General features: G+C 61.8%; 16 protein-coding genes and 2 pseudogenes. 7 read left to right on the plus strand and 11 right to left on the minus strand.

From position 1 onward, the window contains the following. Window positions 1-9: 9 nt before the first annotated feature. A complete protein-coding gene (locus ACERLL_RS16685) occupies window positions 10-2217 on the plus strand; it encodes an oxidoreductase (protein ID WP_373657237.1) in 2208 nt (735 codons plus the stop codon). 235 nt (window positions 2218-2452) lie between these two features. Here the strand turns inward: ACERLL_RS16685 and ACERLL_RS16690 are convergent, their stop codons facing one another. Then, complete coding sequence (locus tag ACERLL_RS16690; RefSeq protein ID WP_373657238.1) at window positions 2453-2797, minus strand: hypothetical protein; 345 nt, start codon at window positions 2795-2797, stop codon at window positions 2453-2455. Between the two features lie 41 nt (window positions 2798-2838). On the opposite strand from ACERLL_RS16690, the pseudogene ACERLL_RS16695 reads away from it, so the two are divergent. Continuing rightward, window positions 2839-3380: pseudogene (locus tag ACERLL_RS16695) on the plus strand (peroxidase family protein); the annotation flags it as partial. Between the two features lie 128 nt (window positions 3381-3508). On the opposite strand, the gene ACERLL_RS16700 reads toward ACERLL_RS16695, so the two are convergent. From ACERLL_RS16700 to ACERLL_RS16715, 4 genes are all read right to left on the minus strand, one after another. Beyond that, window positions 3509-4894, minus strand: coding sequence for an amidase family protein (locus ACERLL_RS16700; protein WP_373657239.1), 1386 nt, complete (start codon window positions 4892-4894; stop codon window positions 3509-3511). A 203-nt stretch (window positions 4895-5097) separates the two neighbouring features. After that, a complete protein-coding gene (locus tag ACERLL_RS16705) occupies window positions 5098-6048 on the minus strand; it encodes an AraC family transcriptional regulator (protein WP_373657240.1) in 951 nt (316 codons plus the stop codon). Between the two features lie 66 nt (window positions 6049-6114). After that, entirely contained in the window at window positions 6115-6507 is a 393-nt protein-coding gene (locus ACERLL_RS16710) for an MAPEG family protein (RefSeq protein ID WP_373657241.1), read from the minus strand. A 172-nt stretch (window positions 6508-6679) separates the two neighbouring features. Then, complete coding sequence (locus tag ACERLL_RS16715) at window positions 6680-7021, minus strand: hypothetical protein (protein WP_373657242.1); 342 nt, start codon at window positions 7019-7021, stop codon at window positions 6680-6682. A 129-nt stretch (window positions 7022-7150) separates the two neighbouring features. On the opposite strand from ACERLL_RS16715, the gene ACERLL_RS16720 reads away from it, so the two are divergent. Then, a complete protein-coding gene (locus tag ACERLL_RS16720) occupies window positions 7151-7774 on the plus strand; it encodes a hypothetical protein (RefSeq protein WP_373657243.1) in 624 nt (207 codons plus the stop codon). A gap of 237 nt (window positions 7775-8011) precedes the next feature. Here ACERLL_RS16720 and ACERLL_RS16725 read toward each other — a convergent pair whose 3' ends face one another. Next, entirely contained in the window at window positions 8012-8566 is a 555-nt protein-coding gene (locus ACERLL_RS16725) for a DUF1439 domain-containing protein (RefSeq protein ID WP_373657244.1), read from the minus strand. A gap of 222 nt (window positions 8567-8788) precedes the next feature. Next, entirely contained in the window at window positions 8789-9448 is a 660-nt protein-coding gene (locus ACERLL_RS16730; RefSeq protein WP_373657245.1) for a TMEM175 family protein, read from the minus strand. A gap of 374 nt (window positions 9449-9822) precedes the next feature. Between ACERLL_RS16730 and ACERLL_RS16735 the strand changes: the two genes are divergently transcribed. The 4 genes from ACERLL_RS16735 (at window position 9823) to ACERLL_RS16750 (ending at window position 11669) form a co-directional block, all read left to right on the plus strand. Further along, the gene (locus tag ACERLL_RS16735) at window positions 9823-9984 is read left to right on the plus strand and encodes a hypothetical protein (RefSeq protein WP_373657246.1); all 162 of its coding nucleotides are present in this window, start codon (window positions 9823-9825) and stop codon (window positions 9982-9984) included. 303 nt (window positions 9985-10287) lie between these two features. Next, window positions 10288-10791 carry a hypothetical protein gene (locus ACERLL_RS16740; protein ID WP_373657247.1) on the plus strand — a complete coding sequence of 168 codons (504 nt, stop codon included), beginning with the start codon at window positions 10288-10290 and terminating at the stop codon, window positions 10789-10791. 243 nt (window positions 10792-11034) lie between these two features. Next, window positions 11035-11271, plus strand: a complete 237-nt coding sequence (locus ACERLL_RS16745) for a type II toxin-antitoxin system Phd/YefM family antitoxin (RefSeq protein WP_373657248.1) — start codon at window positions 11035-11037, stop codon at window positions 11269-11271. Next, a complete protein-coding gene (locus ACERLL_RS16750) occupies window positions 11268-11669 on the plus strand; it encodes a type II toxin-antitoxin system VapC family toxin (protein WP_373657249.1) in 402 nt (133 codons plus the stop codon). Before ACERLL_RS16745 ends, ACERLL_RS16750 begins: the two co-directional genes overlap by 4 nt. 56 nt (window positions 11670-11725) lie before the next feature. Here ACERLL_RS16750 and ACERLL_RS16755 read toward each other — a convergent pair. The 4 genes and pseudogenes from ACERLL_RS16755 to ACERLL_RS16770 form a co-directional block, all read right to left on the minus strand. Then, window positions 11726-12756: pseudogene (locus tag ACERLL_RS16755) on the minus strand (transposase). A gap of 650 nt (window positions 12757-13406) precedes the next feature. Continuing rightward, window positions 13407-13700 carry a HigA family addiction module antitoxin gene (locus ACERLL_RS16760; RefSeq protein WP_373657250.1) on the minus strand — a complete coding sequence of 98 codons (294 nt, stop codon included), beginning with the start codon at window positions 13698-13700 and terminating at the stop codon, window positions 13407-13409. Window positions 13701-13710: 10 nt separating this feature from the next. Beyond that, window positions 13711-13992, minus strand: a complete 282-nt coding sequence (locus ACERLL_RS16765) for a type II toxin-antitoxin system RelE/ParE family toxin (protein ID WP_373657251.1) — start codon at window positions 13990-13992, stop codon at window positions 13711-13713. Window positions 13993-14199: 207 nt separating this feature from the next. Beyond that, a partial coding sequence (locus ACERLL_RS16770) for a cytochrome b (protein WP_373657252.1) occupies window positions 14200-14680 on the minus strand: 481 nt, incomplete at its 5' end.

Consider the following 14680-nt stretch of genomic DNA (forward strand, 5'->3'; position numbering starts at 1 on the left):
AGGTCCGCCATGGCTCGCGATCCTCAGCACGACATTTTGTTCGAAGAGGTTCCGGTCGGTCCCAAGACCCTCAAGAACCGGTTCTATCAAACCCCCCACTGCATTGGCGCCGGCAGCAGCCAGCCGGGCTTCCAAGCGGCCCACAGAAGCGTAAAGGCCGAAGGTGGCTGGGCCGGCCTCAACACCGAATACTGCTCGATCCATCCTTCTTCGGATGACGTCATGCGCATCTCGGCCCGGCTATGGGATGAAGGGGATGTGCACAACCTCCGCGCCATGACCGATGAGGTCCACAAATACGGCTCCCTAGCGGGCGTTGAGCTTTGGTACGGCGGACCGCATGCGCCCCAGATGGAGGGCCGGCAAACCCCGCTCGGTCCCAGCCACTACAACTCCGAGTTCGAGATCGGCACCTACTGCAAGGAAGCCGACGAGGACGAGATCCAGCTCCTCCAGAGCTGGTACGTGGAGGCCGCCAAGCGCGCCCGGGATGCCGGCTTCGACATCGTCTACGTCTACGGCGCGCATTCCTATATGCCGCTGCAGTTCCTGTCCCCCTATTACAATAAGCGTACCGACGCCTACGGCGGTTCCTTCGAGAACCGGGCACGATTCTGGTACGAGACCCTTGAGAAGGTCCGGGAGGCCGTAGGCGGGGAATGCACGATCGCCACGCGTTTCGCCGTCGACTCCCTTTATGGAGAAGAAGGCATCGAGGTGGAACGCGACGGCATGAAGTTCGTCGAGCTGGTGGATCCCTTTGTGGACCTCTGGGACGTCAACATCGGCGATCTGGCGGAATGGGGCGAGGACGCCGGACCGTCGCGCTTCTACCGGCAGGGGCACCAGCTTCCCTGGCAGAAATACATTAAACAGGTCACCGGCAAGCCGGTCCTGGGTGTCGGCCGCTTCACGGACGCCACGAAGATGGCCGAGGTGATTCGAAACGGCCAGTTGGACATCATCGGTGCGGCCCGCCCCTCCATTGCCGATCCTTTCCTCCCCAAGAAGATCGAGGAAGGGCGCTACGAGGACATCCGCACCTGCATCGGCAACAACGTCTGCCTGTCCCGCTGGGAGATCGGCGGTCCGCCCATGGTTTGCAGCCAGAATGCCACCGCCGGAGAGGAATTCCGCCGCGGTTGGCACCCCGAAAGGGTCCCGGAGGCGGAGTCGGATGATGCCATTCTGGTTGTGGGGGCCGGCCCCGCCGGGTCCGAATGCGCCCGGGTCCTCATGGAGCGGGGCTATGTGGTCCACCTCTACGACCAAGACGAGAAAATCGGTGGGCATCTGAACGCCATCACCGAAAACCTCCCCGGTCTTGCCGAATGGAGCTACCATCGGGATTATCGGGAGACCCAGCTACAGAAGCTGGTAAAGAAGCAAAAGGACTCGCAGCTGGCTCTGGGGGCCAACCCCTTGGATGCGGACTCGGCCCTGAACTACGGCGCCGACAAGATCGTTGTTGCCACCGGCTCCAGCTGGAACACCGACGGCACCAACGCCCTTACCCATGAGCCCATTCCCGGAGCGGATGCCTCCCTGCCGCACATCCTGACCCCCGAGCAGGTCTTCGCGGGAAACAAATCCATCGGCAAGCGGGTCACCATCCTCAATGCCGATACGTATTACATGACCCCCAGCCTGGCCGAACTACTCGCCTCCCGGGGGCATGAGGTCACGGTCCTGGATGGCGTCGGAATGGGCACCTACATGGAGTTCACCCTGGAGCTTCCCAACCAGCTCCGCCGCCTCCACGAGCTGGAGGTCGAGGTCATTCCGGAATCCTGGTGCTCCCGGGTCGAGGAAGGTCGGCTAGAGTACTACAACCTCTACGGCGAGGGCTCCAAACGCGAGTACAAGGGTCCCGGTCAGAGCCCCCGGGCACCCAACCAGTCCCATCAGTGGCACGAGTTCGACTCGCTGGTTCTGGTCACCGGCAAGCACTCCCATAACGACCTCTATCGGCGGCTCAAGGCCCGAAAGAGCGAATGGGAGAGCAACGGGATCAAGGACGTGTACCTGATTGGCGATGCCCTGGCCCCCAAGATGCTCGCCGACGCCACCTTCGATGGGCAACGCTTGGCCCGGGAGATCGAGCAGCCCAACGCACAGTGGCCCTTGCCCTTCCGGAGAGAAGTGGCCGTCCATGGCCATCCCTTCAACCCGGAGTCCACGCGGCCGGACTATAAGATCGTTTATCAGGGGGATTGAGGCCCTGCTTTCCCCAATAGGCCCTTGGGCCCGCCCTTCCGATTGGGCGGGCCTTTTTTTGCATGTTCCTTACCGAAGTATCTTCTACCCATCACAAAGAAGGGCGTTACCGGTTAACCGAAACGGGGGGCAATCGTGAAAATTAACCAGGTAGGTTACCCGAGGGCGTTCAAGGTGGGTGTCCTATAGATCCTTCCTTCGGCTCGCGCCGGACAAGCTTGTCATTGAAGCGCCCCTATATCGCCGCTTCGGGATTGAAAACGGGCTCAATGGTACCGAGAGCCGCGATAGCCCAGAGACCGCTGGATAGCAAGAAATAGACGAATAGCACCACAGGCGTCGCAGAGCGTCCGGAGCCGGGCATTTCTTTGAACCAGAGGAGTCCCGCGGCCGCGGCGGGTACCGCGTAGACCCACGCCCCGATGGTAAGCAGCGTCTGGGTCATCCAGAAGTCGGTGAAGAATGGGCCGTAGCCCTCGGCCGCGACCCGTAGAATACCCGCAACCTGATGAAAAACCGCCGCCGGTAGCAGCACGAGCACCAAGCCCGCCGAACGCAAGGCCCTGTCCTTATCCACCATGGTTCTCCTGAAAAGTGGGTGTCCTTTAGCTAGCTAGCTAAGGGCATGCCGTGGAGGTGCCGTTCACGCCCGGACGCACCGACGCCACGCAGAAAATGACCGACGTCGAGTCATTCGCCGTGCTCGAACCAAGGCCGACGCCTTCCGCAACTACTACGGCGAAGGCACCTACGGCTCGCCCACCGAAATGCTGGTGGAACGGGCCGACCTGCTGACGCTGACCGTTCCGGAAATGACCGCGCTGGTGGGCGGCATGCGCGCCCTGGACGCCAACACCGGCGGCGCCGACCACGGGGTGCTCACGGATCGGCCCGGCACCTTGACCAATGATTTCTTCGTCAATCTGCTGAGCATGGAAACGGCGTGGTCGAAGGCCGATCAGGCAGGCATCTATGCGGGCCGGGACCGCGCCAGCGGCGAGCTGAAGTGGACCGCCACGCCGGTGGACCTGATCTTCGGCTCAAACTCCGAGCTGCGCGCGGTGGCCGAAGTCTACGCCGCCAAAGACGGCAAGAAGAGATTCGTCCGGGACTTCGTCGCGGCCTGGACCAAGGTCATGAACCTCGATCGCTTTGACAGGTGATCGCGAGAGGCCCGGTCACTCTCTTGGCCAGGGCTGCGGCGTCCATGCCAAGGCAATCCCGGGTCTCGGGCCAACCGGACGCAGCGCACGACACAGTGGTCGCAGGGAGTCTCCGCGCAGGGTCCGTCCTATTCAGGCGGCAGACGTCCCGCCCAGGGCGCGGCCTGTTCCAGCTCATAGGCCAACCCCAGCAGGAGGGCGTCATCGCCGGGGCGCGCCGCGAAGTGGCTGCCGATGGGCAGCCCCCGGCCGCTCATGGAAAGCGGCACGGACATGGCCGGCATGCCGCCGGCGTTGTGGATGGGCGTATACCCTACCCAGTCCTCGGTACGCGCCACCAGCTCTTCCCGCTCAAGCCGCGGTGACAACCAGCCCAGCGGCTGCGCCGGTGCGCTCAGGGTGGGGCAGAGCAGCACGTCGAACGCTTCGGCGAAGCGGTTCATGCGCTCGCCGGCATCCTGGAGGCGGCCTATGGCCCGGGCCATGGCATCCCTTCCGAGCGTCCGGTACCACTCGATCAGGCGCAGGGTGAAGGGCTCCAGGTCATCGCTTCCGATCTCCCGGCCCAGGGCCCCCTGCATGGTGGCCACGAGGCCGTCCATAGCGGCGCCCGCCACGGTGAAGAAGCCTTCGGACACCGCCTTGCCGTCGATCTCCGGTCCCGGCGTGGGCACCACCTCGTGGCCCAGATCCCAGCAGAGTGCCGCGACCGTGTTCAATGCCTCCTCAACCTCTGCATCCGCCTCGCCTCCGGTCAGGGTCCGGGTGTAATAACCGATCTTCAGCCGCTTCTTCCCGGGCCCGCGGAAAAAGCCGATGGGCGGGTACCTGGCTTCGGCCCCGGTGGCCTCGGTAACCGACAGCAGGGCCGCGCTATCCCGCACCGTCCTGCTGATGCAATGCTCCGCCAGCATCCCGCCGAGCGGCCCGGCATCCCCGGGCGCAACGCAGCGACCGGCACTCGGCTTGAAGCCGAATACGCCGCACGCCGAGGCCGGGCCCCGGATCGAGCCGCCCGCGTCGCTGGCATGGGCGAAGGGCACGATGCCCGCCGCCACCGCCGCGGCGCTGCCGCCGGAGGAACCACCGGCCGAATAGCCGTCACGCCAGGGGTTGATGGTCGGCCCGTGGAGCAGGGTCTCCGTGCTGCCCAGCAGGCCGAGCTCCGAGCTGGTGGTATTCCCGAACACCGCGAGACCGGATTCCTCCAGGCGCCGCGTGTAGGGGGTATGCTCCGTCGCCACATAGTCGGCGAACAACCGCGAGCCCATGCTGGTCCGCAACCCGGGATAGGCCAGAAGCTCCTTCACCAGGAAGGGGACGCCTTCGAACACTCCGCCAGCCACATGGGAGCCCGGGTTTTCCGCCACGGAGGCCACCGCGTTGAGCCGGGCGCCCTGCTCGCCTGCCAGCGACAGGGCGCACGCCATCAGCTCCGACGCCGTCACCTCGCCGCTCTGCACCAATTCGGCCATGCCCAGCGCATCCAAACCGACATATTCAGATCGTTTCATCGTCCCCTCCCTTCCGGGTTTGCCAATCAAGCGGAGGAACCATCGTTCCGTACGCTATGATTCTTGCCCCGGCGGCGGAGGGACGGTTAGTCCGAGATTGCTGAAAGGTTGGTCCGGAATTGCGAAATGCTTCCCCTCGGCATTCGGACGTGCATTGCGAACGTGCTGGAAGGGGCTCCGAGGGACTGGCGCGGAAGGTTGGGCTAAAAGAAACGGAGGGGGTGGACCTTCGCCCACAGCTCGGCGTAGAGGTACCCCGGGCGGGAGTCCGGCAGGTAGCGTTCCAGAACCGGGAAGTCCGCCGGCTCATAGCCGCTTTGCGGCATCCAGAGGGTATAGAGCTCCAGGTACTGGCCGAGGAGGGAGGCCTCCGGCCCTTCGACCGGATAGATGGCGAAGAACCCGCCGGGCACCCCTACCTTTGGCAGCGGCGCCTCCACCCCGGCCGGCAGCGCCACGCAGGCGTCGTATCGGCATTGGGCCGCGGGGGTCAGGCCCGGATGATCATGGCTGATGGCGAACCACGCACAGGCATCCAGGTCCGCCATCTCTCCCACATGGCCCCGCAATGCCCGCCACGTCTCCCAGACACTGTCCGGTTCGTAGCCTCCGGAGCTCGTGAGGTAGCACAGCTCGAAGCCGTCCACCTGCCGAATGGTCACCCGGCTGCCGATCTCCGCGCGGCGCTGCGCATCCTCGGGCACGGCCACCGGCACGAACAGCTCTTCGGCGCGCAGGGTCTTGCCGTGTCTGGACTGCAGCTTGCCGTTGTCCGCCCCCGGCCCCTCCCCCAGGGCCTTCAGCTCCGTAGGCCGGCAGCCGAACCAGTGGTTAAAGGCCTTGGAAAAGGCGGCCACCGTGGAATAGCCGTAATCCTCCGCCAATGTCGTCACCGAAGCATTGGCGTAGACGAGCCGAATGGCGGCCCGCTCCAGCTTCTTGCGGGTGATGTACTCGCCGGGCGACTCGTTCATCACGGCCATGAACAGCCGATGGAAGTGGTACTTGCTGAAGCACGCCGCTTCGGCCGCCTCATCGACAGTCAGCGGCCGGTCTATATTGGAAGCGATATGGCGGACGGCGCGGTCGATCCGGCGCCGGTATTCGTGCAGGCTCGCTCGCTGGGGGGTGGTGGCGGGAGGGCGGTCATTCATGGCGGTGGGAGAATGGGATGCACCACGCAAAGGCCAATGGCGGAAGAAGGCCGGATTCCCCCGCTTTCAAAGGGCTTCAACAGCAAACCCCCAAAGCAGATAGAGCGAGCACACAATCAGAGTCGTGAATGTGAGGGCCATGCCGAACACCCGGAAGCGATAATCCTCGGACACCCGGCTCACCCCGACCGCATGCACGCTCCGCCCCACCACCAGCATCAGCCCCAAACCGTGCATCAGCCAGCCCGAGGCCCCGACCGATTCAACGAAGTACAGGAGTAGCAGCGCCAGCGGGACGTATTCCGAAAAGTTGGCGTGGGCCCGGATGGCCCGGGCCAAGAGCGGGTTCTCGCCATCGCCGACCGGTATCCGCAAACGCCGGCGTAAACTGAGGGTGCGGATGCTCAAGGCGACAAACCCCAGAGCCAGCAGCGCTCCATAGAGCGCAACTACCTGCATGGTGGGCACCCCCCGATAGATCGGCATTGCTGCGCCCAAGAATCCAATCCAGCTCCGGCCCAGCTTGGCCGGCTGCATCGGCCCGTACGGCCAGTCCTGAAGCGCCAGGCAATCAAATCAGGCGTCCTATCCGAATCAGTCCGCATCGGACAAATCTATCACCGAAGTGCCCCTATATCGCCGCTTCGGGATTGAACACGGGCTCGATGGTACCAAGCGCCGCGATGGCCCAGAGGGCGCTGGATAGCGAGAAATAGACGAATAGCACCGCAGGCGTCGCGGAGCGTCCAGAGCCAGGGATCTCTTTCAGCCAGAGGAGCCCCGCGGCCGCGGCGGGTACCACGTAGACCCACGCCCCGGTGGAAAGCAGGACCTGGGTCATCCAGAAGTCGGTGAAGAATGGGCCGTGGCCCTCGGAAACGACCCGTAAAGTACCCGCAACCTGTTGAAAAACCGCCGCCGGTAGCAGCACGAGCACCAAGCCCGCCGAACGCAAGGCCCTGTCCTTATCCACCATGGCTCTCCTGAAAAGTGGGTGTCCTTTAGCTTTAGCTAAGGGACACTCCCTAAATGGGGGACAGCCGCGTCAGCGCGCGTTATTGGTGGGGGATGGCCCCCCAACCCCAGTCATGGAGCACCGACAATGGACGCCCGTCCCCACCCGAATCTAGCCGGCATCCTGTTGGTGCTCGCGCTTGGCGGGTGCGTATCGGGCCCCTTCGAGGCCACCCCGCCCCAGCGCCGCGCCGCGGAGCTCTACCCCGCCGCCCAGGAGCGCCACCAGGTGGTAGCGGCGGTGGATGCCCTGGCCGGTGCGGAGCGCGCCAAACGCCAGTTCGGCGCCCCGCTGCCGAAAGCCGACATCCTGGCGGTGAATATCATCATCACCAACCGCGGCGACCGGCCGGTACGGATAGGACCGAAGAATGTCCTCCTGGAGGGCGGAGGCATCGTCGCCGACCGCGTGCCCCTGAACACCGTCACCCACGCCATCCTCGACCACCAGGGCCGCCACACCCGAGCCTTCGCCAAGGAAGTGCGCAGCTACCTGGAGGAACAGGCCTTTCGGGAGCTGGTCCTCGCCCCCGGCCGCTCCTACCGGGGCACCATGTTCTTCACCACTGCCCGCCGCAAAGACCCGCCCCCTCCCTACCTGTTCGGATCCTCCGAGGGCCGTTACACCGTGCGGGTCATGGCCGTCACGCCGCGCACCGGCCGCACCATCGAGTTCGTCCCCTTTCCGGTGGCAGTGCCGGAGGATGCCTGAACAGGCGTATCCCGCACCAAAGGCAGCTTCCTTCCCTGCCGGAGCTTCCGCCCCGCAGAGTCTCGTCCCTACACAACGGTCCTTGCGGTATTCCGAGCATCGTAGTCAAAAGGGTACTAAAGCGGAGCGGGGCTGGGTCATGGGAAGCCCTCCTGAAAAGAACATTTTGAGAACTTATCAAGGAGGCTTGGCGAGGACAATCCCGGTGGGTTTTCCTGAGCCGGGGCAAGGTGCAGCTCAGATCCCCAATGTCAGCACAAGTTGCTTATTTTCTACGCTGACATCCTTCAGAACCATGCGCGCAACCGCCTGCCTCATGTCGTCAGGGTCGAGGGTATATATGGGCTGATCCTTGTAGTATTCGGCCAGCGCTTCGGTAAGCGCCTTCTTGGCCTTTTTCAGGTATTCCTCGGGTATACCTTGTACCTTCAAATTCTCAATGACCGGATCCGACAGAAAGAATTGGCCCTTTTCTGCTCTGTAGAGAATCCCGGAGGACACATCAACTGTACCCTCCAAGGGCTTCGAGCCCTGGTACCCGGCTATATTGAGCTCGACGTCCAGGCCGGCGCGGACTCTATCGGAACCTTCGACGAGATCTATTTCCGGGTTGTTTAAGGTGACCTGAATGATTACCAGGTAAGTCTTTGTCAGGGGTAGCTGTTCGTCCAGCTTTTTTTGTATTTCGGGTTCCGTAAGACGGACAACATAACCTCCTCCTGAGAAATAGTAATAGGCACCCCCTAGCAGCAAGAGGAAAACCACAGTGGCCACCGCTGTACTTTTTTTCATGGGTACGCACCTGTAACGCCGCTAATGGCCCCTTCTAAGGGCCTCCCGAACATGAGGTTCCGCCCCCAATATGGCCCACTCGGGCAGTTCCTCCCAGGGCGATCCCGGTCTCCTCTCCCCACAGAATGCCGATATGGGTTTGGGGGCGCTCCAAGCGTCGTAAAAGGGTTGGAAGCCAGCAGCCAAACAAGGTGGGTGTCCTTTAGCTTTTACCTTGGCTTTTTAATATTCTCGATAACCGCGCAGTGCAACGAGTGGGAAGATGATTAGCAGGATCGTTTGCGCGAGATACAGCGCGACCGCCAGCAAAGGGAAGATAAGTGCCACGCCGAGCCCCACCGCGTTTACCCCGATCGAAATCCATCGCTTCCTGAAGACCCGGTTGAGCATCTCATTGGCTACGTCCTCCGAAAGCAGATACGGATTCCGCGCGACGTACCTAATCAGAACGCTTAGCGTAAGCGATGCCAGCAAAACGTTCATGCCATAAAGGGCTACTGCGATGCCGGTATCGGGGCCTGACAGATGCTTGACCATGAGGCTCGTTGCAAAGGGAAGCAGGCCGACAAAGAGAAGGAGCACCAGATTCGCCCCATAGGCCACCGTGTCCCCTACCTTCATGAGCCTTGTCAATGAGGCGTGAGACAACCAGATGCTGCCGATGAAGGCGAAGCTCATGAAATAGCCCAGAAAGTCGGGCCATTGTTCCACCAGCGCTGGGACGAGGGGTTCAGATTGGGGAGGAACGGGAATATCCAGCACCAGAAGCGTGATGGCGATGGCAAAGACGCCATCGGAGAAGGCATTGAACCGGTCCAGGTCGGGGAAGATAAACGCCGGTGAGGTGCGCTCGGCGCCGAGCTCCTCGGGAGCCTGGGCCATCTCTCGCCTCCTTACACCATATTTCCGTGGTGCTACGACGCAGGCGCCAGTGGACAATGGGGCCCCGGCGGCCCACGCGAACGGGCATGTGATTCTCCGGAATGTCGTTGAATCCCCGCCCAAAACCCTCGCAGATACACATCCGGCGGCCACCCCGGTGTTTTCAAAAAGTAGCACTTCACTTTCCCCTTAGGAAAAGTGGGGGGACCTTTATCTTGTTATTGGGGAAAAGAGTAGACAGGACATGGGTCGGCCACCGGCTACGGATACCAAGCCGCCCTCAAGCAAGGTCAGCCCGCCGAAGCCTTCCTACCCAAAGGCAACCAAAGTGGGTATCCCCTAGGGGTCCGGATCACGCCTTCGCCGACGGGGCCATGTTCAAGCACGGCAACATGGGCCAGGGCATTTACATCGACCCCGGCCGCGACTTCTGCGGCATGTATTTCGGCCTGGCGAGCAACGACGAAAAAGTCGCCGGCATCGATCACTCGCCGGGATACCTGCGCGCTGCGGCGAAGTACCTGTCCGGCAAGTAATCGAATGTCTGGGTAGAAGCAAAAAGAAAAAATGGGTGTCCCTTACCTCCACAGGCCAGAACGTGCATTGCCCATTTCGGGTAACTTCCGTGACGAATACTGAACAACCAGAGAAGAGTGATTCCCGAAAGAAGTAGCGGATATACTGCGAATATTATAGGGAGGGTGTTACTCATTGTTCTGATTCAGGAATCCATAAGCGAGGTGGGTGCCCCTTAGCTCTCCCCCGCAGCCTAGCATCGCAGAACCCTCCCGGAGAGCAGGCGTCCAAATAGAAGGACAACCCGCGCGAAAGGCTCTGCCATGACCCATACTCCACTGGATTTCGAGGTCTGCATCCATGAGGCAGGACACGCGGTGGCCGCCTGCTACTACGGCATCGATTTCCACCGGGTCCAGGTCGACTTGGACCTCGATACCGAGCAGACCACCGGCATGCTCAGCCAGGGCCGCGGTACTCCCACCCATGCCGGCATCTCCATATCCGGGCCCGCCGCCCTGGCCTACTACAGGGGGGAGGCCGAGCACCTCGACTTCCGCGGAATCGAATCGAGCCCGGGGGCCCGCAGCGACATTCATGCCATCTATCGCAGTTGGTACGGCAGTGCCCCCCGGACCCGCCGGGACTACTTCGGGGGCGAGTTCGCTCGGCATACCGAACGACTTTTCCGCACCGCCCTGGAAGAGATCATAGAGCCACTGTTCCCCCTAATCGGGGAAACGGCACGGCGCCTCCAGAGCCAGAAAATCCTCTCACCCGAGGAAGTGCGGCCCCTGCTGGTCGCCTGGGCAAGGGCCAGCTCTTGAAACCCCCTTCCTCGCTTGGAAGGAAGTGGATGTCCCTTCGCTAGCTAGCTTGTAGTTCACCCTTTCCCAGCTAGGCAGCTCCACCTCCTGTTCGATACGTTTTCCATGCTCCGTGGCCGTTATGATGAGCTCGTATTGTTCCTGAAGGTTTAGCCAGAAATGCGGCGACGAATACGAAAAGTGGGTGTCCTTTACCCTATCTGGTAAAATTATGACCAGGGTTACATGACCATAGGAATTCCCATGGAACAGGAAAAAGTCTCCAAGTCCGAATTCAAGGCCCGCGCTCTGGAGTTCCTACGGCAGGTGGAAACCAGCGGAGAGCACCTGATCGTGACCGACCACGGCAAGGCGACCCTAGAGATTCGCCGGTACCGGAGCCAGGAGCGCTCCCCCCTGGAGGTGCTGAAAGGGAGTGTTATCCAATATGAGGATCCCACCGAGCCGGTGGGAGATCAGGACTGGGACGCGCTGCGGTGATCGTGCTGGACACCCATGTCCTCGTTTGGTGGGTAAACGGCGATGGGCACCTGTCGAATCCGGCCTGGGAGGCCATTGAGACGGAGCGGACCGCTCCGGGTGGTCAGCTACTGATCTCCTCCATTACGGCCTGGGAAATCGCAATGCTCGTTGAGCGGGGCCGATTGGTGCTGACCATGGATGTGGATGATTGGCTGGATACCGTAGCCAGTATCGAGGGCGTCTATTTCGTGCCCCTGAACAATGCGGTGGCCATCCAGTCGGTGCGCCTGCCGGGGGATTTCCACCCAGACCCGGCCGACCGTATGATCACCGCCCTGGCGCGACACCATTCCGTGCCCCTGGTCACCGCGGACCAAAAAATCCGGGAACACCCCTACGTAAAGACCATCTGGTAGGACCGTTCTCTATTGGGGCCGCAAAGTGGGCGGCCTTTTTCCGTTTCCCTTTGGGCTTATGCCGCCGAGGGGAAGACCCGCTCCGCCGCCCGCATACCCCGCAGGTAAGTAAGCTGGCGCTGGGCGCGGGCTGCGGTGAGCGAGGCGGGTGCCCCAACCGCCGCGCCGAAGGCCTTCAGAAGTTGGTTCGCCTCCTGGGCCAGAGCCTCGGCATCCACGCCCAGGCGATCCAGAATCCGCGGCCGGTCGCCCGGAATCCGTCCTCGCTTGGCCGGGTGCACCGCCCGGCCAAGCCAATCCACCAGCTCCAGATAATCGTCGAAAGCGTAGGGAATGGCCCAAGCCGTGCGGCCCGTGGCGTCGAAGGGCATGAGCGGGGCCTTGGGCAAGGCCCCAATGGGGTCTTCGGTGGGTTCACCAGCAAGCCCGGCCGCCCGCATCGCCTCTCGGCCCAGGCGCTGCTGGATGGAGGTGTGGTCCGATTCCTCCGGCGTCTCGGCAATACCCGCCCGAATGGGGTTCAGATCCACGTAGGCCAGCGCCGCGATAAGCGCCTCCTCGTCCAGCAGCGCCTGGCTCTTGAACCGCCCCTCCCAGAACCGGCCCTTCACGCCATCCTCGGCATTGGCCTGGCGGGCGATGCCCTCATTCAGGGTGCGCATGAACCAGGACAGATCCCGCAGCCGGGCGCGGTAGGTTTCGGCGAGCTTATCCACCGCCAGGACGTCGCCCTCCGCCAAATTCTCCCGCCCCTCCTCTTGGAAACGCTGTACCAGCAAAGGGCCCGAGTACAGCGAAGTCCAGCGCTCCAGCACCTCGTCCGTGGTCCAGGACCCCGCCCGCTCCGAATCCACCCGCACCACTACATGGTAGGGCAGTTGCTCATAACCGCATAGCCCGCCACGTCCACAGCGAACACGGAGGCCAACCGCTGGAGGCGGTCGGCGATCCAGCCGCGCCGGTGCTCATAGCTAATACCGGTAACCGCATCCTCCCCGCAGAGGAAGGCGCGGCGGACGCAGCGGGAGACGCAGTGGTACCAGGGCGTATCGGAAAGGGAGACCAGGGCGGAGCGGGGCTGGGTCATCGGGAAACCCTCCTGGTAAGAACATACTGAGAACTTACCAGGGAGGCTTCCGGAGGGCAATCAAGATGGGTGTCCTACAATTAACAACCCAACCGCCCCCTCCCCTCCCCGGAAGGCAGCCTCGGTATCAGAGGGGAAGGTTCACTGAGATCGATGCTTGGATCCCTGGTATTGCTGATAAAGGGCTACCCCCCCTAGGCCAAAAACAGCAACTGTGGCGATTCCCAAGACGATATAGATGGTCATTCCTGCTCTCCCTGGCCCTGAGCTGCATCCTTGGCAGCGGGCGGGGCGGCCCGAATTAGCCCCAAAACCAAGCTGCTGACCGCCAATAAGCCTCCCCATTTGGCGGCCTGGGGAGGGATTTGGTCCTCAAAGGCACTCCCCACAATGGAAGCGATCAGGAGGGCCACTCCGATCTTGCGCAGCTCCTCCTGCAAGCCTGGAATATCAAACCATATTTGCATGATTCGACCCTACCCTGGCCTCACTGTTTCCAACAGCTTCCGCTGAGGGGGGCCAGTTCACATGCAATTCGGGCGCGATAGTGCCCGAGGGGCTTCTTAGGCAAGGCCATTGCCCTGGTGAACGAAACGAACATACAAGTAGGGATCTCTTGGCAGGGGTTCCCGTTACCCCTTAGCCATTACCTATACGGCAGCCCCGGAAATCCGATCCAGCTCGGGACCCAGCTCCCGCTGGGCCTCTTCCAGCTCGTAGTCGTCCTGCAGCCCCATCCAGAAGCTCGGAGAAGTTCCGAAATACCGGGCCAGGCGTAAGGCCGTATCCGCGGTCACCGCACGCTTCCCCTGGACAATCTCGTTGATCCGGCGCGGGGGTACCCCGATGGCCCGGGCCAGCCCGTTCTGGCTGAGTCCCATGGGCAGCAAAAACTCTTCCAGCAGTACCTCGCCCGGGTGAATATTCTCCAAGTGCTCGGCCATATGCGGCCCCCTAGTGGTAATCCACGATCTCGACTTCGTTGGCGTGGCCGTCCTGCCAGGCAAAGCAGATCCGCCACTGCTGATTGATACGAATGCTGTGCTGGCCGGCCCGATCCCCACTCAAGGCCTCCAGCCTATTCCCAGGGGGAACACGCAGGTCATCCAGCGTACGGGCGTTGTTCAGCATCCGGAGCTTACGCCGCGCCGTGTTCTGGATCTCCTGCGGAAGCTTGCGCGAAACCTCGCCGTTCCAGATGCGCTCGGCTTCCCGCCCCTTGAATCCTTGGATCATGGAACGGTTATAACGTTCCGCGTTATAGAGATCAAGTCAGGAAGGCTGCGGGGAGGGGAAGGAGAAAAGTGGGTGTCCGTGTAACGTACCACGTGTAAAAGGCCTCACCGTTCTCCCACCGGAAGCACACCCGCCCCTGGCGATTATGCGGATACTGAAAGGAAAGTGGGTGTGCTTTTTCTATTTTCTATCAAAGGTGTACCCCCCTTACATATCCGAGGGGACTTCCCGCTTTCCGCTTGTCAAATAATGCTTAATTGCCCCGAGAAAATGCAGAACAAGCAATATTGGAACTACATATAGGCCGAAATTCACGTGAACCCATTCCGTAGGCTCATGGATTATCGACAGGCTTTCCAGAGGAATACAGATCGAGAACCATCCAAACACATCGATGCATTCGTTCTCGGTCCAGAGATACAGCGGACCCGTGATCACCTGAATCACCAGCAGGACCAGAATAGCCCTATGCACAATATAGGCAGACCACCTCTCAATGGCGGTGGGCCCGATGTTACTAGGGAAACCTTCATACCACCGGAACAAGACCCGCCATACTACGAACAGAAAAACAAAAAAGCCCAGCGAAATGTGGATCCCCAGTACGTAATTGTAAGGACTCGGGTGATTGTCTCCCTCCCCGGAGCCTGATGTATTTTGAGGCGCGGTCGGTGATTGAATACCTACT

This window comes from Thiohalorhabdus sp. Cl-TMA (assembly GCF_041821045.1).
In the GTDB taxonomy this organism is placed as follows: domain Bacteria; phylum Pseudomonadota; class Gammaproteobacteria; order Thiohalorhabdales; family Thiohalorhabdaceae; genus Thiohalorhabdus; species Thiohalorhabdus methylotropha.